Source organism: Providencia rustigianii DSM 4541 (genome assembly GCF_000156395.1).
In the GTDB taxonomy this organism is placed as follows: Bacteria; Pseudomonadota; Gammaproteobacteria; order Enterobacterales; family Enterobacteriaceae; genus Providencia; species Providencia rustigianii.
In genome coordinates this window covers 360558-384223 of sequence record NZ_GG703818.1, presented here as the reverse complement: position 1 = coordinate 384223, position 23666 = coordinate 360558, and the positions used below count along the sequence as shown (strand labels likewise).

The 23666-nt window shown below is 40.2% G+C and carries 23 protein-coding genes and 1 rRNA gene; 7 read left to right on the top strand and 17 right to left on the bottom strand.

Annotated features, from left to right (window positions below):
- Nucleotides 1–12 precede the first annotated feature (12 nt).
- Both rrf and PROVRUST_RS06830 read left to right on the top strand, forming a co-directional pair.
- Nucleotides 13–128, top strand: a 5S ribosomal RNA gene (gene rrf / locus PROVRUST_RS06835).
- A gap of 287 nt (nt 129–415) precedes the next feature.
- The gene (locus PROVRUST_RS06830) at nt 416–841 is read left to right on the top strand and encodes a hypothetical protein (protein ID WP_006814020.1); all 426 of its coding nucleotides are present in this window, start codon (nt 416–418) and stop codon (nt 839–841) included.
- Nucleotides 842–953: 112 nt separating this feature from the next.
- Here PROVRUST_RS06830 and PROVRUST_RS06825 read toward each other — a convergent pair whose 3' ends face one another.
- The 7 genes from PROVRUST_RS06825 to acs all read right to left on the bottom strand — a co-directional run bounded on the left by PROVRUST_RS06825 (nt 954) and on the right by acs (nt 8736).
- Nucleotides 954–2348, bottom strand: a complete 1395-nt coding sequence (locus PROVRUST_RS06825; RefSeq protein ID WP_006814018.1) for a 3-deoxy-7-phosphoheptulonate synthase class II — start codon at nt 2346–2348, stop codon at nt 954–956.
- Nucleotides 2349–2578: 230 nt separating this feature from the next.
- Nucleotides 2579–2986 (bottom strand): cupin domain-containing protein, encoded by a 408-nt coding sequence (locus PROVRUST_RS06820; protein ID WP_006814017.1) that lies wholly within the window; start codon nt 2984–2986, stop codon nt 2579–2581.
- A 32-nt stretch (nt 2987–3018) separates the two neighbouring features.
- Nucleotides 3019–3546, bottom strand: coding sequence for a prephenate dehydratase domain-containing protein (locus tag PROVRUST_RS06815; RefSeq protein ID WP_006814016.1), 528 nt, complete (start codon nt 3544–3546; stop codon nt 3019–3021).
- A gap of 22 nt (nt 3547–3568) precedes the next feature.
- Nucleotides 3569–4267: an RraA family protein gene (locus PROVRUST_RS06810; RefSeq protein ID WP_006814015.1), complete on the bottom strand. Its 699-nt coding sequence runs from the start codon at nt 4265–4267 to the stop codon at nt 3569–3571.
- A 382-nt stretch (nt 4268–4649) separates the two neighbouring features.
- Complete coding sequence (gene actP, locus PROVRUST_RS06805) at nt 4650–6299, bottom strand: cation/acetate symporter ActP (protein ID WP_006814014.1); 1650 nt, start codon at nt 6297–6299, stop codon at nt 4650–4652.
- Nucleotides 6296–6607, bottom strand: a complete 312-nt coding sequence (locus PROVRUST_RS06800) for a DUF485 domain-containing protein (protein ID WP_006814013.1) — start codon at nt 6605–6607, stop codon at nt 6296–6298. The genes actP and PROVRUST_RS06800 overlap by 4 nt, the downstream gene beginning before the upstream one ends.
- Before the next feature lie 173 nt (nt 6608–6780).
- Complete coding sequence (acs, locus tag PROVRUST_RS06795) at nt 6781–8736, bottom strand: acetate--CoA ligase (RefSeq protein ID WP_006814012.1); 1956 nt, start codon at nt 8734–8736, stop codon at nt 6781–6783.
- 395 nt (nt 8737–9131) lie between these two features.
- On the opposite strand from acs, the gene sodA reads away from it, so the two are divergent.
- The 3 genes from sodA to PROVRUST_RS06780 all read left to right on the top strand — a co-directional run bounded on the left by sodA (nt 9132) and on the right by PROVRUST_RS06780 (nt 11495).
- Entirely contained in the window at nt 9132–9758 is a 627-nt protein-coding gene (gene sodA, locus PROVRUST_RS06790) for a superoxide dismutase [Mn] (RefSeq protein ID WP_006814011.1), read from the top strand.
- A 144-nt stretch (nt 9759–9902) separates the two neighbouring features.
- Nucleotides 9903–10583, top strand: coding sequence for a 6-hydroxyaminopurine reductase (gene yiiM, locus PROVRUST_RS06785; protein WP_006814010.1), 681 nt, complete (start codon nt 9903–9905; stop codon nt 10581–10583).
- 6 nt (nt 10584–10589) lie between these two features.
- Nucleotides 10590–11495, top strand: coding sequence for a LysR substrate-binding domain-containing protein (locus PROVRUST_RS06780; RefSeq protein WP_006814009.1), 906 nt, complete (start codon nt 10590–10592; stop codon nt 11493–11495).
- 45 nt (nt 11496–11540) lie between these two features.
- Here the strand turns inward: PROVRUST_RS06780 and PROVRUST_RS06775 are convergent, their stop codons facing one another.
- Nucleotides 11541–12416 carry a pirin family protein gene (locus tag PROVRUST_RS06775; protein ID WP_006814008.1) on the bottom strand — a complete coding sequence of 292 codons (876 nt, stop codon included), beginning with the start codon at nt 12414–12416 and terminating at the stop codon, nt 11541–11543.
- 266 nt (nt 12417–12682) lie between these two features.
- Here PROVRUST_RS06775 and PROVRUST_RS06770 point away from each other — a divergent pair, with 266 nt between their 5' ends.
- Nucleotides 12683–13360, top strand: coding sequence for a hydrolase (locus PROVRUST_RS06770; protein ID WP_006814007.1), 678 nt, complete (start codon nt 12683–12685; stop codon nt 13358–13360).
- An 83-nt stretch (nt 13361–13443) separates the two neighbouring features.
- Here PROVRUST_RS06770 and PROVRUST_RS06765 read toward each other — a convergent pair whose 3' ends face one another.
- Nucleotides 13444–14568: a T6SS immunity protein Tli4 family protein gene (locus tag PROVRUST_RS06765; protein ID WP_006814006.1), complete on the bottom strand. Its 1125-nt coding sequence runs from the start codon at nt 14566–14568 to the stop codon at nt 13444–13446.
- A complete protein-coding gene (locus PROVRUST_RS06760) occupies nt 14555–16213 on the bottom strand; it encodes an esterase/lipase family protein (protein ID WP_006814005.1) in 1659 nt (552 codons plus the stop codon). The genes PROVRUST_RS06765 and PROVRUST_RS06760 overlap by 14 nt, the downstream gene beginning before the upstream one ends.
- 284 nt (nt 16214–16497) lie before the next feature.
- Here PROVRUST_RS06760 and PROVRUST_RS06755 point away from each other — a divergent pair, with 284 nt between their 5' ends.
- Nucleotides 16498–17040, top strand: a complete 543-nt coding sequence (locus PROVRUST_RS06755; protein ID WP_006814004.1) for a toxin-antitoxin system YwqK family antitoxin — start codon at nt 16498–16500, stop codon at nt 17038–17040.
- Between the two features lie 55 nt (nt 17041–17095).
- Here the strand turns inward: PROVRUST_RS06755 and trpS are convergent, their stop codons facing one another.
- The 7 genes from trpS to aroK form a co-directional block, all read right to left on the bottom strand.
- Nucleotides 17096–18139, bottom strand: a complete 1044-nt coding sequence (gene trpS / locus PROVRUST_RS06750) for a tryptophan--tRNA ligase (RefSeq protein WP_006814003.1) — start codon at nt 18137–18139, stop codon at nt 17096–17098.
- A gap of 82 nt (nt 18140–18221) precedes the next feature.
- Nucleotides 18222–18908 carry a phosphoglycolate phosphatase gene (locus tag PROVRUST_RS06745; protein ID WP_006814002.1) on the bottom strand — a complete coding sequence of 229 codons (687 nt, stop codon included), beginning with the start codon at nt 18906–18908 and terminating at the stop codon, nt 18222–18224.
- Nucleotides 18905–19579, bottom strand: coding sequence for a ribulose-phosphate 3-epimerase (gene rpe, locus PROVRUST_RS06740; RefSeq protein WP_006814001.1), 675 nt, complete (start codon nt 19577–19579; stop codon nt 18905–18907). Before rpe ends, PROVRUST_RS06745 begins: the two co-directional genes overlap by 4 nt.
- A gap of 36 nt (nt 19580–19615) precedes the next feature.
- Nucleotides 19616–20446 (bottom strand): adenine-specific DNA-methyltransferase, encoded by an 831-nt coding sequence (gene dam, locus PROVRUST_RS06735; RefSeq protein WP_006814000.1) that lies wholly within the window; start codon nt 20444–20446, stop codon nt 19616–19618.
- 83 nt (nt 20447–20529) lie between these two features.
- The gene (locus tag PROVRUST_RS06730; RefSeq protein WP_006813999.1) at nt 20530–21444 is read right to left on the bottom strand and encodes an SPOR domain-containing protein; all 915 of its coding nucleotides are present in this window, start codon (nt 21442–21444) and stop codon (nt 20530–20532) included.
- A gap of 295 nt (nt 21445–21739) precedes the next feature.
- Nucleotides 21740–22828, bottom strand: coding sequence for a 3-dehydroquinate synthase (gene aroB / locus PROVRUST_RS06725; RefSeq protein ID WP_006813998.1), 1089 nt, complete (start codon nt 22826–22828; stop codon nt 21740–21742).
- Between the two features lie 41 nt (nt 22829–22869).
- Entirely contained in the window at nt 22870–23391 is a 522-nt protein-coding gene (aroK, locus tag PROVRUST_RS06720) for a shikimate kinase AroK (protein ID WP_006813997.1), read from the bottom strand.
- Nucleotides 23392–23666 lie beyond the last annotated feature (275 nt).

Sequence of the window (23666 nt, the reverse complement as noted above, 5' to 3'; positions counted from 1 at the left end):
AAACAGAATTTGTCTGGCGGCAATAGCGCGGTGGTCCCACCTGACCCCATGCCGAACTCAGAAGTGAAACGCCGTAGCGCCGATGGTAGTGTGGGGTCTCCCCATGTGAGAGTAGGGAACTGCCAGACATTAAATTAGCCGAGAAGCCACCCAATGGGTGGCTTTTTTGCGTTTAAAGATCACTGAAATAATTCTAATCATTATTTACCAGATATTGCTTTTAGTTCTATCCCTCACCTTATTATTATCACGTTTGTAGATAAAAACGCCATTAAATGTAAATGCTATAGATTAACATTGTTAAATTGATGTTTAATTATGTTGGTAATATACTATTAAAAATGGTTATTTTTATCTAATCAAGTTATTGCGTAGCTAAAAGGATGGATTTATGTTCATCCAATAGGTGGATAAAATGAAAAGCAAGAATAGTGAAATTTTTGAACAGATTATTTCTGTTAATAAACAGCAAGAAAATGAATTTAATAATGGTCAGGATGGTGCTCTAATTCTTTCTTTATTAATGATATTTTTAATTCCGCTCTCTTTGTTTGTTATGATGAAAAATTATGTAGGAATGGATAATAGTCTTATCGCTACTATTGGGGTTGTTGCACTAAGTTTATTGATTGCTATCGTTTTATATAAGTCTTTGAAAATTAATACTCGTTTTATTGAAAAACGCCCTATGTTAGAGAGACTTCTATCTCAATATAGTCCGAATGATAAAAATGAATTTGAAAAATTACAGCTTGAAAGCCAGCGTGAACCAAGCTTACTTTATAAACTCGTTGATGACTGGCTACAAACCGAAAAGATGTTGGCAGTTACGGTCAAATGAAGTGTTAACTTATTTTTATGATAAAAATCTCCCTATACCTACAGGGAGATTTTTGTATGAATTGTTTGTTGATATGCCTAAAGCATGCAAATTGTCGTTTTAGTCAATGTTATTACCAGTTTTGACCAAGAAAATAAGCTAATTCAAGTGACTGCATCCTATTTAGTCTAGGGTCACACAGGGTCTGATACTTATAAGATATATCGTTGGTATTGATTTCTTGAAGTCCACCCGTACATTCAGTGACATCTTTTCCTGTCATTTCTAAGTGTAATCCACCAGGGTGTATTCCTGCATTTTTTAATACACTGATAAATTGCAAAACCTCATTTTTCATATCTGAAAAATGCCTTGTTTTATATCCGCTGTTTGTACCCTTTGTATTCCCATGCATTGGATCAATCATCCAAATTACAGGAGCACCGTGGTTTTTTACGGCGGCGATTAGGTTAGGTAATGAATCAAGAATATTATTAACCCCCATTCTGATAATCAATATTATTTTTCCTAACTCATTGTTAGGGTTTAATTTATCAATCAGTTCTATAAGGGTTTCTGAACTTATTTTTGGGCCACATTTAATACCAATAGGATTCTCTATGCCTCTTAAGTATTCAACGTGTGCTTGATCGATATCTCTCGTTCTTTCACCCACCCAGACCATATGAGCTGAGCAGTTATACCATTTTTGATCACTTGAATCCTGTCGTGTCATCGATTCTTCATACGGAAGTAGCAATGCTTCATGGCTGACATACATAGACTTTGAGGTGTTATCTTTGTTAGAAAGATAGCTAGAGGTCCGATAAAGCTCTTCTAAAAAATGTATATAGTGAGACTGTTCGGTTGACCCAGGATAAATTTTTATGTTGCAGCGATAAGAGTACTCGGGAGATTCAGATGAATTCACCGCTCTAATTAAATTCAACGTTGCAGATGAATGATAATATGCGTTCAACATTCTATGGGGGTCAGGTGTCCGGCTGGCATCAGTAAAGTCTAGCCCATTAATAATTTCACCTCGGTAGCTAGGCAGTTCTATCCCATCCTGCGTTTCAAATGGGTTACTACGGGGTTTCGCATATTGTCCTGCGATTCTGCCTATATTGATAATGGGTAGTTTAATTGATTGATGTATTAATCCTGCCATCTGACCAAAAGTATAAATCAGATCTTTAATTACTGTTGATTTACAACTATCAAAGGATTCTGCGCAATCACCTCCTTGTAATATAAAAGCCTTACCTTCTGTAGCGAGGGAAAGTGTTTTTTTAAAATGTCTAATTTCTGAAGCAAGTACGAGTGGCGGGTAGCTTTTTAGACGAGTTTGATAATATTGCAAAGCACACTGATCAGGATATTCTGGGTTCTGCTCAATGGGAAAATCTTTCCATGAAGATGGAGACCATGAATTTAGCGAGTTTTTCTTAAAGAAAGGATAGCCTTCAGCGTTAGAAATATCGTCATGTTTTCCCGTAATGACGTCATAATCGAAAGAATGTAACATATCCACTCCTTAACTATGAAACTAGGCACATCTGGGTATTACTGGTGTTTCATAGTTACTATTTGAAATAGAGCATTAGGTCAAAAAAGACAATAACGGCCTATAAAAATGCTAAATGCATCTTTAATGGTTTAATTATCTCAATATATTTAAGGCAAGTAGTCGCCCAATATGGGCAATAATGCTGCTTTAAATTCTGGTGAAAACTAATCTTAAGGTATTAATATCTCCTAGGAACAGTCAGCTTTCTTCTGGGAAGTATTAAGGTAAGTTTCAATCGATCCATTTTGTCTTGCCAAATAGTCTTCTCTAATTGGCGTATACACATCGATAACTTCTGATGGCTCTAGTGCTTCAGCATCATGGGTAGCCCAAGAGGGAATGATAAAAGAGTCACCGGCATGTAAATACACCGTTCTTCCATCAACCGTTAAACGCAATGACCCTTTTAAGATAGTTGTTGCAGTCTCATGTTCATGTACATGCTCAGGAATGATTGCGTGTGGTTTAAACGTCCAAAATGCCATGGTAAAGCCGGTTCCATGGATAAATTTTGCTTGTATTTTACTTTCTTCACCTTCGCTACGGTTCAGATCCATATCGTAGGAGGTCATTTCATTCGATAAAAATAGACTCATGATGCACCCTTATTTTGGGATGAAAGATATGATTAGTTGATTTTTGTATGAATGGAGAATCCCATAGGCACGGGACCAAAATCATGCAAGATAGTTAAGTGATTACTTTCGGCAGCTTTAAGCGTTGTAATGCAGGCATCAACTGTGCCTTTTGCACACTGTAATGCGGACTCACTATTTGAATTAAATAAAATAGACTCTATGCTAGGATTTAAATGATGTATTTCAGAAATTAAATCTTTAGGTGCAGGATGTGAACCTACGGATTTAATTTTCTTAAACTCATTGAATCGACTAGCAAATAACATATTGTGTGTATCCATTACAAAGCAATCTGTTAATTTTAATAAATTTAAATTTTTAAAAACGATATTATGTAAATAAGGATAAACAATACAGCCAAGTAAAATACAGTCTGTATCTTTTTTTATTTTTTCTACTGCATCTTCTAACGTTTCATGAAGTATGACATTTCCATGAAGTTTTTTTTGCTCTAACCAATAATGGGCAGCTTTTTCACAATTTGTATCTTTAGGTCCTAATGTATGGATGTTAAACATAATATTATTACCTCTCGCTAATTTATATTCTTCCTGTTTCGTTAATTAACTCTGGTAATCGCTGACCAGACTTTATTTTTGTCAACATGGTGTTTTCAGTGCTACTAATTGAAATTGCTTCACTAATTACTTTGTCGATTAAATTAAATGGAATAACGACAGAGCCATTTTCATCGGAAATAATTAAATCTCCAGTATGTATAATGTTATCTTCGATTCTACAACTAGTACCTGTTTCACTTACACAGTAAGCCCCCTGTGTATCAGACGGTATTATGTTACTTGCAATGACTGGGATATCTAGCTCTCTAAGCTCACTGATATCTCTTACTGCTCCTCCTAGGATGATGGCATTAAATCCCAACTTTTGAAAATAGGTACAGCTCATTCCTCCTGCCAGTGCTGCATGCTTGAGTAAATCTCCGGCACCAGCTACGTATACTAATCCATCAGCAGAGTTCAGTTCAGGTACAAGAAATTGGCGTACTTGTTCCCACGTTGAGGGTTGTTTATCTGTGATACTTTTCCCTTTTTTAACCAGTCTCCATTGAACGGTATAAGCCTGTCCTACCGTGTAATAATTAGTAATATTTAAAGATAATAACTGATGAGATAATACATCACCGGATTTAAGTCCATCTAATATATCTATAATGGTTGATGTGCTTATTTTAAGTGACTTTATTTTATCTATTATATTTGAGTCTATTTTTTTCATCATGATTATTTATTTACCTTTAGTTAGAATAATTGGCAATTTAATTAATAGTTCTAATCCATAAAATTAGCAAGGTTAAAAATGCAATAATTTTTAGTAGAATTGTATTAATGGTTATTTTTTTATAAAAAATAAAGTTATATTTATATGAAAACAAAGCATTAGTTATCTAATAATTTTATTGTCATAATTTATTTTTATTTGGCTATAAGTAAGTATTGTTTTTTATATTGTGATTATAAGGACTTAGTTTCAATTATTTATTGTTATTATGTTTATTATAAATAATATAAATATTTTCCATTGTATTAAATTAACTCATTGTTATTTTAGAAATAAAAAAACGACTCAAAGAGTCGTTTTTCAGAGAAATAAAAATATTAATTTAGTGGGATTTACCTTGCTCTATACCAAGACCAATCTGTGAGCGAATAAATTGCTCTTTAAATCGAGATCTCTCCATCTTACCTTGCTCTGAATTATCCGTAACAGAGAATAACCATGAAGCCACAAATGCGACAAGCATAGAGAAAATGGCTGGGTATTCGTACGGATAAATAGGTTTATCATGGTGTAAAATGGTTACCCAGATTGTAGGGCCTAAGATCATTAACACCACCGCAGTAATGAGCCCTAACCAGCCACCGGCAAGAGCACCACGCGTTGTTAGTTTGCTCCAATACATTGATAGCAGAATGATTGGGAAGTTACAGCTTGCAGCAATGGAGAACGCTAAGCCAACCATGAAGGCAATATTTTGCTTTTCAAATAAAATACCTAAACCGATAGCGACAAAGCCTAAGATAACGACGGTGATTTTGGAGACTCTCAGCTCATCTCGCTCATCTGCTTTACCATTCTTCATTGCCATCGCATATAAGTCATGGGACACAGCTGAAGCCCCTGCTAAGGTTAATCCAGCAACAACCGCTAAAATAGTGGCGAAGGCTACGGCAGAAATAAAGCCAAGGAAGAAATTGCCACCTACCGCATCGGCAAGGTGAATCGCGGCCATATTGGTGCCACCAATTAATGCCCCTGCGGCATCTTTAAAGGCGGGGTTTGAACCCACCAGAACGATAGCACCAAATCCAATAATAAAGGTCAGTATGTAGAAATAACCGATAAATCCAGTTGCGTAGAATACGCTTTTACGTGCTTCTTTAGCATCACTTACCGTGAAGAATCGCATAATAATATGGGGCAGACCGGCAGTACCAAACATTAATGCTAACCCAAGAGATAGGGCGGATATGGGATCGGAAACTAAGCCTCCGGGACTCATAATCGCAATACCGTTTTTATGAACTGCCACCGCCTCTTTGAATAAGGTATTGAAATTAAATCCAACATGTTTCATGACCATAACCGCCATGAAAGTTGCTCCGGCTAGCAATAAGATTGCCTTGATAATTTGTACCCAAGTGGTTGCTAACATTCCGCCAAACAAAACATAAAGCACCATTAAGATACCGACAATCACTACCGCAACGTGGTAATTCAATCCGAAGAGTAATTCGATCAGTTTACCGGCACCAACCATTTGAGCAATGAGGTACAGCGCCACAACAACCAGTGAGCCGACCGCCGATAATATCCTGATTGGTCGTTGTTTCAATCGATATGAAGCCACATCCGCAAAAGTATAGCGTCCAAGATTTCGCAAGCGCTCTGCAATTAAGAAGAGAATAATCGGCCAGCCAATTAAGAACCCGATGGAGTAGATTAATCCATCGTACCCAGAGGTATAAACCAGCGCGGAGATCCCTAAAAATGATGCTGCTGACATAAAGTCCCCAGCAATCGCCATACCATTTTGGAACCCGGTAATTTTACCTCCCGCAGTATAGTAATCAGAGCGAGAGCGTGTTCTTTTTGATGCCCAATAAGTGATATATAACGTAAAGCCAACAAACAGCAAGAACATGATGATGGCTTGGATATTGACGGGTTGGCGCTCGACATCGCCAGTTAGCGCCTCAGAAAAAGCCATCGATGAGGTAAAAAACAGAATAAGCGAGAGTAAGACTTTCATTTTTCTACCTCTTGTAAAATTTCCGCGGTTAAACGGTCATATTCCCCGTTTGCACGGATAACATATAAACCCGTTAGGATAAATGAAATAACGATGAGCCCAACCCCAACAGGGATACCTCTTGTGATATAGGAGCCTTCAGAAATGGGGGTTCCTAGCCAGCTAGGATCAAACGCGATAAGAAAAATAAAACCAACATACAGAACTAATGTTATTGCAGATAATAACCATGAAAAGCGACTACGTTTTCTCACCAGTTCTTGGAAGCGAGGGTTATCCTCTACCTTTTCGTAAGCAGTAGCATTCATCAGAGTTCTCCTCTGTTATTGTATAATTGGTATACTCTTTTTCCTCAAAGGGCAGATTTTAGGGCTACGTTTGGCTACCCACAGAATTAACTGGGTATTTTGGCGAACTCTATTTCTACTTATTGAATGATACTGAGTATTTATTAAAGGTCGCCCGTAGGCGACCTGTAGGGTTATGACATACTCATTGACTGTTTTTCTTCTAGCAGTTTTTCGACAACACCTGGATCTGCCAGTGTGGAGGTATCTCCAAAGTTACTGGTGTCCCCTGATGCAATTTTTCGAAGGATGCGGCGCATTATTTTGCCGGAACGTGTTTTTGGTAAAGAATCTGTCCAATGTAAAACATCTGGGGTTGCAATCGGGCCAATTTCTTTACGAACCCAATTACGAACTTCGGTATACAGTTCTGGTGATGGCTCTTCACCGGATATCAACGTGACATAGGCATAAATTGCCTGACCTTTGATACTGTGAGGAATACCGACGACAGCGGCTTCTGCAACTTTTGGATGTGAAACGAGAGCTGACTCAATTTCTGCGGTACCTAAACGGTGGCCAGAAATATTCAGAACATCATCCACACGTCCGGTGATCCAGTAGTAACCGTCCTCATCACGGCGAGCACCATCACCACTAAAGTACATACCTTTAAAGGTAGAAAAATAGGTTTGTTCAAAGCGCTCATGGTCACCAAATAGTGTACGAGCTTGACCTGGCCATGAATCCACAATCACCAAGTTACCTTCTGTTGCGCCATCAAGTGGTTCGCCGAGGTTATCGACCAGTGCAGGACGAACACCAAAGAAAGGTAAGGTTGCAGACCCCGGTTTTAAGACAGTAGCTCCCGGCAGCGGGGTGATCATGAAGCCACCAGTTTCTGTTTGCCACCACGTATCAACCACAGGGCAGCGGCTATTTCCCATTTTCTTATAGAACCATTCCCATGCTTCTGGGTTGATAGGTTCACCAACGGATCCCAAAATACGCAGAGAATCTCGGCGAGTACCTTCAATGGCCTTATCACCTTCAGCCATTAATGCACGGATAGCTGTTGGGGCGGTATACAGGATATTGACTTGGTGTTTATCTACCACTTGAGCCATACGATTAACGGCAGGATAGTTTGGAACACCTTCAAACATCAGCGTTTTAGCACCATTGGACAGCGGCCCATACAGTAAATAACTGTGACCTGTTACCCAGCCAACATCTGCTGTACACCAATAGACCTCATTCTCATGATAATCAAAGGTATATTTAAAGGTGAGGGTGGCATATACCAAGTAACCACCTGTGGTGTGGAGAACCCCTTTCGGTTTTCCTGTTGAACCGGAGGTATACAGAATAAATAAAGGGTCTTCCGCATTAATTTCTTCAGGAGGACAGTCTGCGCTCATACCTTCGGTGAGCTCATGCCACCAAAGATCTCGGCCTTCAACCCAGCTTGGTGCATTACCCGTACGGCGGTAAACAATCACGTTAGAAACCGTCGTGACTTGCGGATTCATCAAGGCATCATCGACATTCTTTTTCAGCGGAATAGCGCGCCCTGCACGTAACCCCTCATCTGAAGTTATGATCAACTTAGCTTTACAGTCGATAACTCGACCAGAAACCGCTTCTGGAGAGAAGCCTGCAAAAATAACAGTGTGGATAGCTCCGATACGTGCGCAGGCTAACATTGCGACAGCAGCTTCCACCACCATTGGCATATAGATAGCAACAACGTCTCCTTTACGGATACCTTGTTTTTTCAGCACATTAGCAAACTGACACACATCGTGGTGCAGTTCACGGTAAGTGACATTTTTTGATGCAGAAGGGTCATCACCCTCCCAGATAATGGCAGTTTGGTCGCCTCGAGTAGCAAGGTGACGGTCTAAGCAATTGGCACTGAGGTTGAGGGTGCCATCTTCAAACCACTGGATATTGATATGCCCAGGATCGAAAGAGGTATTTTTAACGCGAGTGTAAGGTTTAATCCAATCAACGATTTTTCCTTTTTCGCCCCAGAATCCTTCGGGGTCTTGAATAGAGCGTCGGTACTCATCGTTATACTGTTGTTCGTTAATCAGGGCATTTTTTGCAATATCAGCAGGAACGGAATGTTTAGTTATTTGAGTCATATTATTATCTCCTTGCAGATGTTAATAATATGTCAAAAAACAGTTAACTGAAGTATCGATGCTTATTTTGTTTTTCTTTTGAGCGGAAGATCACGTATTAATAGTCATGGGATTTGCAGTATGATCATTTGATGCTAAATGCTTGTTTGGAATTAAACTCTACAAATATAACCATTATTGAAATTAAAGAAAAATAAAGGGTAATAATAATGGCATTAGTTACTGAATAAGCTAGTGATGACAGAGAATGAGAATAACCACATAATTCACATGGGTTTGATAATGATTTTCATTAACAACAAAATAACTATAATGGAGTGGTGTTTACAAAACGCAGTTACTGAAGTCCGATTCAGTCTGTGAGGTAGAAAGATAAGTCACTGGAGACTAACAATATGAGTTATACATTACCTGCTTTACCTTATGCTTATGATGCGCTGGAACCTCATTTTGATAAACAAACCATGGAAATCCATCATACTAAGCACCATCAAACCTACGTTAATAATACCAATACTGCACTCGAAAAATTACCTGAATTAGCAGGTTTGGATATTGATGTTTTAATTCAAAAATTAGATCAAATTCCTGCGGACCAACGTACTTTTGTTCGTAATAATGCGGGCGGTCACTCAAACCACAGCCTGTTCTGGAAAGGTCTAAAATTAAATACTGAGTTAAAAGGCGAATTGAAATCAGCGATTGAGCGTGATTTCGGTAGCGTTGATGCGTTTAAAGACCTATTTGAAAAAGCCGCTGCGACACGCTTCGGTTCCGGTTGGGCATGGTTAGTCTTAAAAGATGATGGCAAGCTGGCGGTTGTTTCTACGGCAAACCAAGATAACCCATTAATGGGTGAAGCTATTTCTGGCACATCGGGTTATCCAATCATTGGTTTAGATGTTTGGGAACACGCTTATTACCTGAAATTCCAAAACCGTCGTCCTGACTATATCAAAGCATTCTGGTCAGTTGTGAACTGGGATGAAGCGGCAAAACGCTTTGCAGACAAAACAAAATAAATTTTCTGTCTGTGACTGATTTACCTATCAACGCGGTTCTGATGAGCCGCGTTTTTTATTTCGTCTGGTTGGACGATTATTGTTATCTGTATGCGCATTCTTTAGAATGAAAATTATTTCATACAGTTTCATAGAGAGCCTACCATGCAAATTTATCCTCAAGTTTTTATTGGATCAGTTCAAGAAACACAGCATTGTGGTGTTAGCGCCATTCATAAACGAGGCGTAGACGATGTGTTGGTGTTAGGGTCTTTAGGAATTGAAGGGGATGAGCAAGCAGAAAAACGCTATCATGGTGGGCCCGATAGGGCGCTATGCCATTATCCTCAAGAGCATTATGAGTTTTGGCACCATCGCTATCCTGAGCTCGAAGACTTATTTGCTCCTTGTGCATTTGGTGAAAATTTATCAACTCTAGGTATGACCGAAGAAAGTGTATTTATCGGGGATATTTATAGCTGGGGTGATGCACGAATTCAAGTGACTCAACCTCGTTCTCCTTGCTACAAACTCAACGGATTCACTGGGATCGAAAATTTTGCCCAAGTGATGCAGGATGAAGGGCGTTGTGGTTGGTTATATCGGGTGATTAAAGGGGGAAAAGTTGGCAGCAACATGCCAATGAAATTACTCAGCCGTAATAGTGATGTTTCTGTACAAGAAGCTATTATGATTGCTTTTCATGCACCCTATGATGAAGAATTGTATCAACGCCTTCTCTCTGCTGCGGGGCTATCTGCCAGTTGGAGCCTCACCATGCAAAATCGGCTAGACAATCATAAGATTGAGGAATTTCATCATCGTTTATTTGGCAAGGGTCGCTAATCCACTATGCAATATGACCTGAACGATCTCTATTATTATGTGAAAGTTGTCGAATGTGGCGGTTTTTCTCAAGCAGGATTAGCGCTAGGTATTCCAAAATCTAAGCTTAGCCGACGAATTGCAGATTTAGAGCAGAAACTGAATGTTTCTTTAATTTACCGTTCGACTCGGCAATTTCATGTTACGGAGATCGGACAGGTTTTTTATCAGCAATGTAAAAATGTGGTGGATGAAGCGAATATCGCCCATGAGCTGATTTGCTCTGTTCAAACGCACCCTAAAGGCACCATAAAGCTGTCTTGCCCTGTGGCGTTATTGCAAGTGTACCTGCAAGATTTATTGATTGATTTTATGGTGAAATATCCTGACATCGATGTCCAGATCTTGGCCGTAAATCGTCCGGTTGATGTGATCAGTGAAGGGCTCGATCTGGCATTAAGGGTACGGTCTCTTCCCCTTGATGATTCTGGCCTGATGATGAAAGTATTGGGATATTCCCGGCGAGTACTTGTTGCTAGCCCATCATTATTTATTGAAAAAGGTGAGCCGACGGAGCCTGAGCAGCTGGTCAATTACCCAATGTTAGGGAATACGGAGCATTCCCAGCGTTATACTCTCACGCTTAAAAATAATGATGACCTAAGTTTTACTCAACATTTTACGCCTAAATTAGCAACGACCGATGTTTTGACCCTTTACCATGCAGCATTGAAAGGTGTTGGAATTGCCAGATTACCTCTTGGCGTTGTAGAAAAAGAGTTGCAGACAGGGGCGCTGGTGGAGGTGCTACCAGAATGGAAATTTCCAGAGGATATCATTCACGCGGTATACCCATCCCGTAAAGGATTACTGCCTTCGGTACAGCTATTACTCAGTTATTTAGCCGAAAATATTTCGCCGGAGGTGAAATAAAAAACGCCCTAATCGAGAGCAATTAGGGCGTCAAGTTACACCAAACTAATTTGTATTGGGAATTCGACCAAATTTCCCACTATTAAAGTCATTGATTGCTTCATTGATCTCTTGAGTGGTGTTCATCACAAACGGACCATAACCCACGACTGGCTCATCAATAGCTTCACCACTGAGGAATAGAACTAAAGCATCATCAGTGGCTTCTAACACGATATTACTGTCGCTGCCATCAAGGATCATCAGCTCACCTTCAGTTAACGCAGTATGACCATCCACATATATTGAGCCTCTCAGCATCACTAAGCCAACATTGCGACCCACTTTAGTTTGGATACCGACGGTTTTTCCTTTATTCAGCCGTAAGTCCCAAACATCCAGAGAGGTAAATGTCCGTGCGGCACCTGAGTGGCCTAAATAGTCACCAGCGATCACTCGCAAGACACCTGCATCATTTGGCAGATCAATATTTGGGATGCTATCCCGTTGCAGTAATTGATAACCCGGTGCAGCCAATTTATCTTTTGCTGGTAGGTTAACCCACAATTGCACCATATCGAGGGTTCCACCATTCTTCATAAAGTCATCAGATTGATATTCCTGATGCAAAATTCCGGATGCTGCGGTCATCCATTGCACATCACCGGGACCAATCACGCCACCTTCACCGGTTGAATCGTGGTGGGCAACTTCGCCGTCATACACGATAGTTACAGTTTCAAACCCTTTATGTGGGTGCTCGCCAACGCCACGATTGGCCGCATCAGAGCTTGGAAAACTATGAGGTCCCGCCCTATCGAGTAACAAAAATGGGTTCAAATATTTTCCATGATTACTGTAAGAAAACATGGAACGAGCAGGGAAGCCATCACCGACCCAATGGCTACGAGGGGATTGATAAATACCAATGATTTTTTTCATGGTTTGACTCCTAAATTCAGTTTTGATGAATGAATAATAGAAGAGTCTTGGAGAGGTGAGTAGAGGCAAAAATGGATTTCATTGTTGCAAAAATAGGACAATGAGTTAGGAAGACATTATCCTATTTATAGGACGGTGTTTATCAAAATCCAGACTACTCAGCTAAAAATCGATGTATTACTGTAAACAGCAAGAAAAAGAGCCTGTCAGTGTTCTATTTTCTAACCTAATAATGTTTACGACTTTATCGATTAAGAGGTTCTATTATGAGTAATCCAGCAAATTTCAATGGTCAGCGTCCTGTTATCAACCCAGATGATGCTGTTATGTTGTTGATAGACCATCAAAGTGGTTTATTCCAAACGGTCGGTGATATGCCAATGACTGAATTACGCGCTAGAGCTTCAGTCCTAGCGAAAATGGCATCGTTAGCGAATATTCCTGTTATTACGACCGCTTCAGTTCCTCAAGGTCCTAACGGTCCATTGATCCCTGAAATTCATCAAAATGCACCCCATGCGCAATATATTGCTCGTCGTGGTGAAATTAATGCGTGGGATAACCCTGAATTTGTTGCTGCGGTCAAAGCGACGGGTAAAAAGCAGTTGATTATTGCTGGAACTATTACCAGCGTATGTATGGCATTCCCTGCGATTAGTGCAGTAGCGGATGGTTATCAAGTTTTTGTCGTTATTGATGCATCTGGCACTTACAGCAAAATGGCTCAAGAAATTACATTAGCACGCGTTGTTCAAGCTGGGGTTGTTCCAATGGATACTGCGGCTGTTGCCTCTGAATTACAAAAAACATGGAATCGCGAAGATGCAGCAGAATGGGCACAGGCTTACACTCAAATCTTCCCTGCTTATCAACTGCTAATTGAGAGTTACACCAAGGCTCAAGACGTTCTCAGCAATAATGAGCAATTAGATTCTAACCGTTAATTATCTGATTGATTGCAGCCTTTATGTTAGGTAAAGGCTGCCTATTTATACCTTCAGTATTTGAAAAATCGCTCTAGTGTGAATTAAAACGCATTCGGTTTATAACGCAGAGAACCAACAATCCGATCCCAAATTTCAACCATTTGAGCATCGCTGTACGAAGAGAATTTATTTCGATTATTCATACCTACATGTAGTAATGGCATCATTTCAGTTGATATTGCTTCATTAGCAAAAAGCCAAAAATCATAATAGGGTAAGTTGGATATCCTTTTATTCTCCATCTTAGAATAAACTTCCTGATTTCCTGCCATTAACCATTCTTGTATTGGAATGTTATTAATCGATAAATTTCCTTTTTTTATTGTACGCATCCCTTGTTGGCTCATTGCCTCATTTATCTCTTTTTCTCTATTTAATAATGTATCATCAGATCCAACGTAACGATTATCAGATTCCAAGAACAATAAAAGCTCATCATTTTTATAGGAAAAAGCGATCTTTTGTTGATGTTTGTTAGTATCATCTAGAATAAAGCCATTCGGGATACAAACGCCTTTATCTGTAGGGATTTCATGATCTAACCGTCCACTTAACCGAGAAATAAGCGATTGCATAGCAGCCAATTGAGAATGTTTTGTATTCGTTTCAAACTCACTAAATCCAGAAATATCTATATATGATTTTTTTTCTTTTGCATACTTATCTGCTGATAAATCTAAAATTTCCGTCGTAATAATAAATGCAATAAGATTAGTATATACATGCGCCTCCAATATTCGATATGCATCATCAGCTCCGGGTTTATTTCTGTCAAAAATAACGCCCTTACCATCCGGTAATAGGATCACCTCTTTCAGGTATGGAGCATTCTTCATCTCATTTTCAGGGCGGTTAATCGCTTCTCGAAGCTCTTCTTCTCGTAGTTGAATTCGTTGTTTAAATGCAGGGGGGTAAATAAACTTACTCTCTATTTTAAAATCATCAATATAAATTTGGTCATTCAATTTGTTATTAAATGACTCAGGAATATCGATAACATAACGCCCAATACACTGGGGTTTCGTTTTTTCAAATAAGGTATCAATCATCACGTTTTCCTTGTCTGTCAACTCAGGGAGTTGATAAGGTAATAAATACCAAGTCAGCCCTCCCACAATAAGCACAATACCTAATATTCCAACGAATAATGCCTTATTCCGCCGCACGAATATCCACCTCTTGTACTATTTTAATTATCGACTGCAACGTGAATTTAATGGCTTCACTGTACTTCTCAGGATTCAACCCACTGACTTCATAAGCATCTTGATGGTCAACATTTGTCGCTAACCATCCTTTAAGTAAAGGGTATTTTTTTATTTCATGTAACGATTCAACGGGAACAGTTCCATCTCCAGCCGTATTTGATTGTGTTAATAAGTATTCACAATATTCCCCATTGGGGAGTTGAACTATCTGACGGTCATGTGTTGTATATTGGGGAATAAAAGATTGCCCTGTATATGGATTTTGATATTTTTTATTTTCTTTTACCCATGTTAAAAAACTATCTGATTTAACTTTTTTTCCATAAAAAACATAGGTGTTCGGATGATATTTTCCTTGTTCCATCTTAATCATGAATGTTTTAACAGAACCTCTCATTAACTTAGCATAAGATTTTTCATTCTTTCGTATGGTTACTTGATCCTTATCCAAAATATCCGGCTCATAAAGTCGCCACCACACATCATTTCGTAAATAAATCTCTTCGAATGGATCAACTTTCGGGTAACTTTCTCCTTCTTCAAACTTGAGCCAATTTGAAGGGTATTTTGGTGAGGGTAATAGTTGTAAAGGAGCAGGTGCAAATGCCAACACCGACATGAGTTCCTCTGCATTCTTTCCTAAAACCAGACCTGCGGTACCTTCCTTTCCTGCCCCTGTTTTCATTCGACGATATGCCGCAGGTGAACCAATGTCAGGAATAACCCCGTGTACGATACCTAAAATTTTCTCTTTGGCACCTAAAACTTGAGAGGCATAACGGGCAATCAATCCTCCCATGGAGTGCGTGACAATAATGACTTTTTCTACTGCCAAACCATGCCCATGTTGATACTTGTAGGTTTTTATAACCTCATTAATATAGTCAACCAGTTGAGCCGCTGATATGGCATTATCAACCAGCCAGTTATATCCAAAAACATGGACTGGGAATAAAAAATGCTTGAAGTGACTCAGTTCTTTTTCCGTAAAATCAGACTCATAACTTTCATCATTTTTTTTACTTACTGCCTGTAATTGACTTAACACTCCATTAATATTTATCGTTTTATCTATTTGCTTCGCCAATACTGGATTGGTCATTCGCTTTATATCTCGTTGCCAATCATCGATCAATGTAGTTTGAAATACATCTAAAAACTCACCATAACTGAGATAAAGGGCTTCACCCCAATGGCGTTCTTTCCGACTCGGAAATAAATTACCATCATCTGAATAAACAGTGAGATTACTGGATTTAATCTTACCTTCACCATCAACCTTGGTCGTATCAACATTTAATAGTTCGCGTCTTTTTTTACCATTTAATCCGACGAACGGTAACGTATCCGCGCCTTTAATCCAATCAGCTCTCCAGATAGGTTGGTCATCCATATTATTTTTTAAATTCGTTCCCATAATCCCTGGGATAAAAATGACAGGTATAGCTTTAGTTGGCGGCACGATGCATTTAGCTTCGGCATTGAGCGATTTATGTTGACGTTGAATATCAACCCAACTGCATTTCCCATTTTCACTCCAATGAGGTCTGTGATACGAGACGTGTTGGCATTCACCTATTTCGGGGGAGTCTTTCTCTGACATAATATAAATCCTTTTAAACAAACTTAAGACAAATAGATTAGCCTAATTTAATTTAAGTGTCTTCTAGTTAAATCCGCTTTTCATTGTTCTGCACAACTAAATCAGGACACTTTCTTAAGGAATTTTGTTCATACTCAACTGTATTGATTCTTCAATTAACTTTCTTGCCATTCAAAATAAGAAGATTCTGCTTCATTTCCTCAGAGACAACATGAACTATCGTGGCACTCAATATATTTTGTGCATCTTCAAGTCAGTAAATGGCTTGAGTTAAAAGGATAGTGATGAAAATTATCAATATTGCGATTGTGTTCTCTGTGACCTTAGCGTTGTCCGGTTGCCTTTCTCAGCCAGCCTCTCAGGGTGATAACGGCGTCCCATTAGAAGAGTTTAAAGAGTTAGAAAACTTGAGAATGCCTGAGCTAAACATCCCCGAAGGCGCTCCTGATGGTGAGTATGTTGAGCGTTATCCGAATGGAAATATCCAATTTAAATCGTGGGTTAAAAATAACTGCCTAGATAAAAATATCTACACTTACTACGAGAATGGTAAGTTGAATATGCATATCCCAGTGAAGAATTGCAAGGTGGATGGGGTGATTAAGTCTTACCTCGAAAATGGTAATTTAGATACAGAGATGGGATACAGTAATGACCGCTTAAATGGCGATTATAAATCCTATTATGATACGCCAAAAAATAATCTACACATTAAAGCTAGCTTTGTGAATGGCTCTGTTGAGGGTGCGCTTGAAGAGCGAGATCAAAATGGAGAATTATCAAAATTAGGTTATGTGAAAGATGGCAAGCTGTATTCAGCAAATTAATCTAAAAAATAAAAAGCCAATCAAATGAATTGATTGGCTTTTCGGTGACGATAACTTACAGCTGTGGACGTTTTACAAAGCCGATCGCATCGTAAACTTTATCTAAAGTTTCTTGAGCGCGTGCTGCGGCCTTGGTTGCACCTTCATCCATTATCTGGTTTAGCAGCGCTTCATTGTTACGGAACTCATGATAGCGAGCTTGTAAGTTAGTCAGCATCTCAGAAACCGCTTCGGCAACAGCGCCTTTCAGGTGACCGTACATTTGACCTTCAAATTCAGCTTCCAGTGTTGCGACACTTTTGCCTGTTACGCCAGCTAGGATATCTAATAGGTTAGAAACCCCTGCTTTGTTTTCAATATCGTAGCAAATACGTGGCGGCTCTTCAGAGTCAGTCATTGCACGCTTAATTTTCTTCACAACGGATTTTGGATCTTCTAACAGCGCAATGACGTTATTGCGGTTGTCATCAGATTTTGACATCTTCTTGGTTGGCTCTTGTAGCGCCATCACGCGTGCGCCACCATCTTTAGGAATGAATGGTTCAGGTACAGTAAAGATCTCGCCGTAGATGGCATTGAAACGCTGTGCAATATCACGGCTCAGCTCAAGGTGCTGTTTTTGATCTATCCCAACAGGAACTTGGTTAGTTTGGTAAACCAGAATATCGGCAGCCATCAGGACTGGGTAGTCAAACAGACCCGCATTGATGTTTTCTGAATGGCGTGCTGATTTGTCTTTAAACTGCGTCATACGGCTAAGTTCACCGAAATAGGTATAGCAGTTTAATGCCCAGCTCAGTTGTGCGTGTTGTGGTACATGGGACTGAACGAAAATGGTACTTTTCTTAGGATCAATACCGCAAGCTAAATAGAGCGCTAATGTATCGAGGGTTCTTTTACGCAGCTCAACCGGATCTTGGCGAACAGTGATGGCATGTTGGTCAACGATACAGTAAATGCAGTCGTAATCATCTTGCATCTTAACCCACTGACGTAACGCCCCCATATAGTTACCGATGGTTAATTCACCGGAAGGCTGTGCGCCGCTGAATACAATAGGTTTCTGGGTTGGTTTGGATTTCTCAGTGGGTGTACTCATTTTTTTGTCTGTCCTTTTAGTATTTTTATACCCTTTTAGATTTCGAGCTGTGAGTGAGTACAGCTCGAATTATTGGGGAGTTTTATTTCGATAAATCAATAACGGAGAGTAACTCAGAAAAATGAGTTAACACATAGTCTGGCTCAGTAATTGCGATTGACTCACCGTAGTTGTAACCGTAGGTTAACCCTACGCTTGGGCAGCCAGCACTGTGGGCTGCGATAATATCATTACGGGAATCACCGACAAAAAGCAATTCTTCTTTGCGTAATCCAAACTTGCCCATGGTTAAATACAACGGCGCTGGGTGCGGCTTGGTTTTTTTCACATCATCACCGCCAAGCACTAAAGAAAAGTAGCTATCAATGCCTAGCTTTTCTAATAATGGCGCAACAAATGGCGTTGGCTTATTGGTAACGATTGCCATTGGCAGGTTATGTTTTGCCAAGGTATCTAGGGTCTCTTTAACTTCAGGGAATAGCTGACTGCCAGTATTAACTGTCGTCGCATAATGCTTATCAAAATTCTCACGCGCATTTTTATGCAATTCCGGAGTTAGTGTAACGCCCGCCCATTCCAATGCGCGTTTAACTAAAATATCAGCACCGTTACCGACCCAAATGGAGACACGTTCTTTACCTGCTGGTGGAAGATTCAACTCTTCTAGGGTTTTATCGATAGCGTCGGCTAAGCCACCTGCGCTATCAACCAGTGTGCCATCTAAATCAAAAGCAATTGCCTTAATACTTTCTAAAACTGCGTGTGTCATTGAGATACCTTTTGTAATTCTTTACGCATGGCATCGATAACCGCTTTGTAGTCAGGTTGACCAAAGATTGCGGAACCCGCAACAAAGGTATCTGCACCTGCCGCTGCAATCTCAGCAATATTGTCTACTTTAACGCCGCCATCGACTTCTAAACGAATATCATAACCACTTTCATCAATCATTTTACGAACTTGGCGCAATTTGTTCAGTGTTTGTGGGATAAAAGATTGGCCGCCAAAACCAGGATTTACTGACATCAGCAAGATCATGTCGACTTTATCCATCACGTAATCGAGGTAGCTTAGGGGAGTTGCAGGGTTGAATACTAGACCCGCAGTACAGCCACTTTCTTTGATTAATTGCAATGTTCTATCAACGTGTTCGCTGGCTTCAGGATGGAAACTAATATGCGTTGCACCTGCTTTTGCAAAATCAGGAATAATGCGATCTACGGGTTTAACCATCAAATGCACATCAATAGGTGCGGTGATGCCGTATTTTCGTAGTGCTTCACAGATTGGTGCCCCGAAGGTTAAGTTCGGTACATAGTGGTTATCCATTACATCAAAATGCACAATATCTGCACCCGCAGCGAGGACTTTGGCAGTATCTTCGCCTAAACGAGCAAAGTCAGCAGATAAAATAGATGGGGCAATGAGAAAATCTTTCATAATTGTCTCCGATTATTCGTCGTTGTCTGACAGTACCTATAGAGTTTTCGATGTTCCCGCGTATAAAGCCAAGAGCTCATTGACTTTGGCACGGTTCAATATATTTCGACTAATAGTGCGACGTACTTTAACAATATGCAGCTGTGCTTGATGATACCACTCTCGAGTCAGTGGGGTCTCATGATTTGAAATCAGTACGGGAATTTCGCGTTCTGATGACAACTTATGTGCCAGTAATGCTAAATTTTGCTGCTCTTTTGCGTTGAATGAATTGGTATGATAAGCCGTAAAATTAGCCGTTTCAGAAAGCGGCGCATAAGGCGGATCACAGTAAACAACGGAGCCTACTGGCGCATTGAGTAATGTCTCGCTGTAGCCTTGAGTCACGAAGATCGCATTTTGTGCTTTTTCAGCAAACCACAGTAATTCGTCTCGTGGAAAATACGGTTTTTTATAGCGCCCAAAAGGGACGTTAAATTCACCTCGTAAGTTATAGCGGCATAACCCGTTATAGCAATGGCGGTTGAGATACAGAAATAGGATGCTACGTTTTGCGGGGTCTTTAGATTTGTTAAAGGTTTCCCGCATTAGATAATACTGTTCAGACGTATTATATTCAGGTGTGAATAGCTGCTGTGCTTCTTCAATAAAAGCATCAGGTCGATGTTTAACCGTGTTATAGAGGTTGATTAAGTCACTGTTAATATCTGCTAGCACATATGAATCATAGCTAGTGTTTAAAAACACTGACCCTGCACCTACGAAAGGTTCTACTAAGCAATTACCTTGTGGAAGATACTTCTTAATCTCTTCCACAAGTGGGTATTTACCCCCAGCCCATTTTAAAAAAGCGCGTTTCTTTTTCATGCCGTCTTATTATTACAATCGTTTAGAGTAACTCTGTCGGTACTCTTTCAGGACAACACATATGCGCCCGGGGAAAAACGTTGTTATTTTTGATCCTGTTTAACTTGTTTCATATTGCGAACCCACGGTTTTTTAGCTTGAACTGGCGCAGGTAATTTTGCAATTGCGCTTTTAGCTTCATTGACTGAGCTGTAGTTTCCGTGGATCAAAACATACCAAGTTTGCCCATTACGAATGGTTTTATAGACTTGATAGTTAGCGAGTTTATTCTCTTTAGCGAATGCTTCCAATGTATCTGAGCGGCTTGCGCTGCTTAATTGCAGAGTATAGCTGCCGGATGCTGCTACCGAATTACCGCTTTGGTTACTAGCTGCAGGTTTAGTCACTGGTTTAGATTGAACAGGTTGTTTCTGCTCAGCTGGCTTAGTCGCTTTTGGTTGAGTTTTTTCTGGAGAGACAGGTTTAACCGCAGGTTGCTGTTCTACCGGCTTAACTTGTGATGGTGTCAACGGAGTCACATTTTGCGCTGGCGCTGTTACTTCAGGTGGTAAGGTTTGGCCTTGATTGAGTGCATCCGCCACATCGCCAGGAATTTCAATACGTTCACCGAGACCATTAGTTTGAATTTGTGGCTCACTTTGGGTCGGGGTTGGATTGATTTGCTGACCGTTTAACTCTTGAGTTTGACCTGGTTGAGTTAGTGTTTGGCTATTAGAGTTAGTTAGTGATGATGAACCGGATAAATCGATATTACGTTCATTTGCACTATCTGATTGTAATTTCTCATGCTCTGTTGGTGCTTTTAACGCGGAACTGATAGCAATGATCAGTAACAACAACACTAAGACCCCAACACCAATCATGATGTGCTGGCGTGATAGTGTGATTTTTGGCTTAGCCGTGGCAGCGGGACGCGAGCGTCCTGTTGGTCTGTCTGATGTATCAGGCCTTAAATCATTTTGTGCTTTAGGCTGATTATCTGGTTTAAATTCGTCCATTTTCCTCTCCCGAAATGAGTTTGCCTGTAGTAGAGATAAAATGTCTCTTATCGTTACGACCTGTTCACGACCAAACAGTGTGTTACTGCTTACTTTTAAAGGATAGATTGTTTAGCAAATTCATTCCAATTTCAATGAGATTGCTATTATCTTAGCCACTTAATCAGTAATTCGTTTATAGGTGTTAGGCTGAGCCTATAATTTAACGACTTTAGTTGATATCTGCCAGTAACATTTCAAAACCCCTGAAAATAATCAGGAATAAATAATGCTTTTTACGTAAAGTCGCAAAACCTTAAGGCATGCAGGAGGTGATTGCAGCCACGACTGTCGGTGCATCCACATCAGAACGCATTTCGGCGTGTCCAATCGTGGTTGGGAGGATTAAATGTAATTTCCCGCCCATCACTTTTTTATCTCGCATCATGTGAGGTAAATAGTCATCTGGTTGCATTTTTTCAGGACCCGTGACGGGTAAGTCAGCGCGTTTTAGTAGAGCGATAACACGTTGGGTTTGCTCTGGTGTAAAGCGACCCATTAATTCTGCAGTTTTAGCTGCCATAACCATACCCGCAGCAACCGCTTCACCATGTAGCCAAACGCCATAGCCCATTTCAGCTTCAATGGCATGACCAAAGGTGTGCCCAAGATTGAGTAGCGCACGTAATCCACTCGTCTCTTTCTCATCAGCGGCAACGACTTGAGCTTTGAGCTCACAGCAACGGCGAATACAGTAGGCCATAGTTTGGTTATCGAGTGCCATTAAGGCTTCGATATTATTCTCTAACCAACTGAAAAATTCACCATCCAGAATTATGCCGTATTTGATAACTTCGGCGAGTCCTGAGGAAAGTTCTCTTTTGGGAAGGGTTTTTAAGCAGTCTAGGTCGACAATGACAGAAGCGGGTTGATAAAACGCCCCGATCATGTTTTTACCTAGAGGATGGTTAACCGCAGTTTTTCCGCCAACAGAAGAATCTACTTGAGATAACAGGGTGGTTGGTACCTGGATAAAGCGTACGCCACGCTGATAACTGGCAGCGGCAAAACCGGTTAAATCACCGATCACTCCCCCACCAAGAGCAATGAGAGTTGTGTCGCGGTTATGGTGCTTTTCGAGTAATGCGGTAAAAACATCATTCATGATGAATAACGATTTGTACTGTTCACCATCAGGAAGAATGATCGAATCGACTTTCACTCCTGATGCTTCGAGAACATGTTGGATCTTATTCAAATAGAGTGGCGCGAGAGTTTCATTCGTCACTATCATTGCTCGTTGACCCGCAGTTAGTGGCCAAAATGCATCCTGTTGTTGGTACAATCCAGGTGCAATATTGATTGGATAGCTGCGTTCATCCAGAGTAACAGTGACTTTTTCCATCTTGCTTTTACCTTGAATTCATTACATCTGATTTAAAAGGATTAGTTCTTTTCTAACAGCTCAATGATTTGGTTAGCAACAACTTTAGCGCTTTGCTCATCTGTATGGATCGTAATATCTGCGATCTCTTCATACATAGGGTTGCGTTCATCGGCTAATTTTTCTAAAACTTCGCGTACGGGTTCATCCACTTGTAATAGAGGACGTTTTTTATCACGTTGTGTGCGAGATAGTTGTTTCTCAATAGTGGTTTCGAGATACACAACGACACCACGAGCTGATAGGCGATTACGAGTCTCTTTAGATTTAACAGAGCCGCCACCAGTCGCTAGAACAATGCCTTGCTTCTCTGTAAGTTCGTTGATGATTTTCTCTTCACGATCGCGGAAGCCTTCTTCACCTTCGAGGTCGAATACCCAGCCTACATCTGCACCAGTGCGTTTTTCAATCTCGTGATCGGAGTCGAAAAACTCCATATTAAGCTGTTGAGCCAACTGACGACCAATAGTGCTTTTTCCGGCTCCCATTGGTCCAACCAGAAAGATATTGCGTTTCTCTGCCATGTTTTTTGGTATTACTACGATTATTCGTTAATGATCACCCGCCCCGCCAATCGAATTAGCGGCGGGACCTAAACTGAAACCTCATTAATTGATGATGTGAGATCAGATATGAAAATTATCTCAATACATCAACCTGAATTGCAACTACATAAATCTGGCACTCAGGAAACAAAGTGTCAGATTTGCAGTTACTGGTTTCTATATTTGAGCTGTCTACATTACATAATGCATTGATTAGCATGAGTTTTAACAGGCTATAAAACCCACAAAAAATG

Bases quoted from the DNA above. Each gene is read 5' to 3' on its own strand.
- PROVRUST_RS06830 (WP_006814020.1), top strand. From the start codon at position 416: ATGAAAAGCAAGAATAGTGAAATTTTTGAACAGATTATTTCTGTTAAT.
- PROVRUST_RS06825 (WP_006814018.1), bottom strand. From the start codon at position 2,348: ATGTTACATTCTTTCGATTATGACGTCATTACGGGAAAACATGACGAT.
- PROVRUST_RS06820 (WP_006814017.1), bottom strand. From the start codon at position 2,986: ATGAGTCTATTTTTATCGAATGAAATGACCTCCTACGATATGGATCTG.
- PROVRUST_RS06815 (WP_006814016.1), bottom strand. From the start codon at position 3,546: ATGTTTAACATCCATACATTAGGACCTAAAGATACAAATTGTGAAAAA.
- PROVRUST_RS06810 (WP_006814015.1), bottom strand. From the start codon at position 4,267: ATGATGAAAAAAATAGACTCAAATATAATAGATAAAATAAAGTCACTT.
- actP (WP_006814014.1), bottom strand. From the start codon at position 6,299: ATGAAAGTCTTACTCTCGCTTATTCTGTTTTTTACCTCATCGATGGCT.
- PROVRUST_RS06800 (WP_006814013.1), bottom strand. From the start codon at position 6,607: ATGAATGCTACTGCTTACGAAAAGGTAGAGGATAACCCTCGCTTCCAA.
- acs (WP_006814012.1), bottom strand. From the start codon at position 8,736: ATGACTCAAATAACTAAACATTCCGTTCCTGCTGATATTGCAAAAAAT.
- sodA (WP_006814011.1), top strand. From the start codon at position 9,132: ATGAGTTATACATTACCTGCTTTACCTTATGCTTATGATGCGCTGGAA.
- yiiM (WP_006814010.1), top strand. From the start codon at position 9,903: ATGCAAATTTATCCTCAAGTTTTTATTGGATCAGTTCAAGAAACACAG.
- PROVRUST_RS06780 (WP_006814009.1), top strand. From the start codon at position 10,590: ATGCAATATGACCTGAACGATCTCTATTATTATGTGAAAGTTGTCGAA.
- PROVRUST_RS06775 (WP_006814008.1), bottom strand. From the start codon at position 12,416: ATGAAAAAAATCATTGGTATTTATCAATCCCCTCGTAGCCATTGGGTC.
- PROVRUST_RS06770 (WP_006814007.1), top strand. From the start codon at position 12,683: ATGAGTAATCCAGCAAATTTCAATGGTCAGCGTCCTGTTATCAACCCA.
- PROVRUST_RS06760 (WP_006814005.1), bottom strand. From the start codon at position 16,213: ATGTCAGAGAAAGACTCCCCCGAAATAGGTGAATGCCAACACGTCTCG.
- PROVRUST_RS06755 (WP_006814004.1), top strand. From the start codon at position 16,498: ATGAAAATTATCAATATTGCGATTGTGTTCTCTGTGACCTTAGCGTTG.
- trpS (WP_006814003.1), bottom strand. From the start codon at position 18,139: ATGAGTACACCCACTGAGAAATCCAAACCAACCCAGAAACCTATTGTA.
- PROVRUST_RS06745 (WP_006814002.1), bottom strand. From the start codon at position 18,908: ATGACACACGCAGTTTTAGAAAGTATTAAGGCAATTGCTTTTGATTTA.
- rpe (WP_006814001.1), bottom strand. From the start codon at position 19,579: ATGAAAGATTTTCTCATTGCCCCATCTATTTTATCTGCTGACTTTGCT.
- dam (WP_006814000.1), bottom strand. From the start codon at position 20,446: ATGAAAAAGAAACGCGCTTTTTTAAAATGGGCTGGGGGTAAATACCCA.
- PROVRUST_RS06730 (WP_006813999.1), bottom strand. From the start codon at position 21,444: ATGGACGAATTTAAACCAGATAATCAGCCTAAAGCACAAAATGATTTA.
- aroB (WP_006813998.1), bottom strand. From the start codon at position 22,828: ATGGAAAAAGTCACTGTTACTCTGGATGAACGCAGCTATCCAATCAAT.
- aroK (WP_006813997.1), bottom strand. From the start codon at position 23,391: ATGGCAGAGAAACGCAATATCTTTCTGGTTGGACCAATGGGAGCCGGA.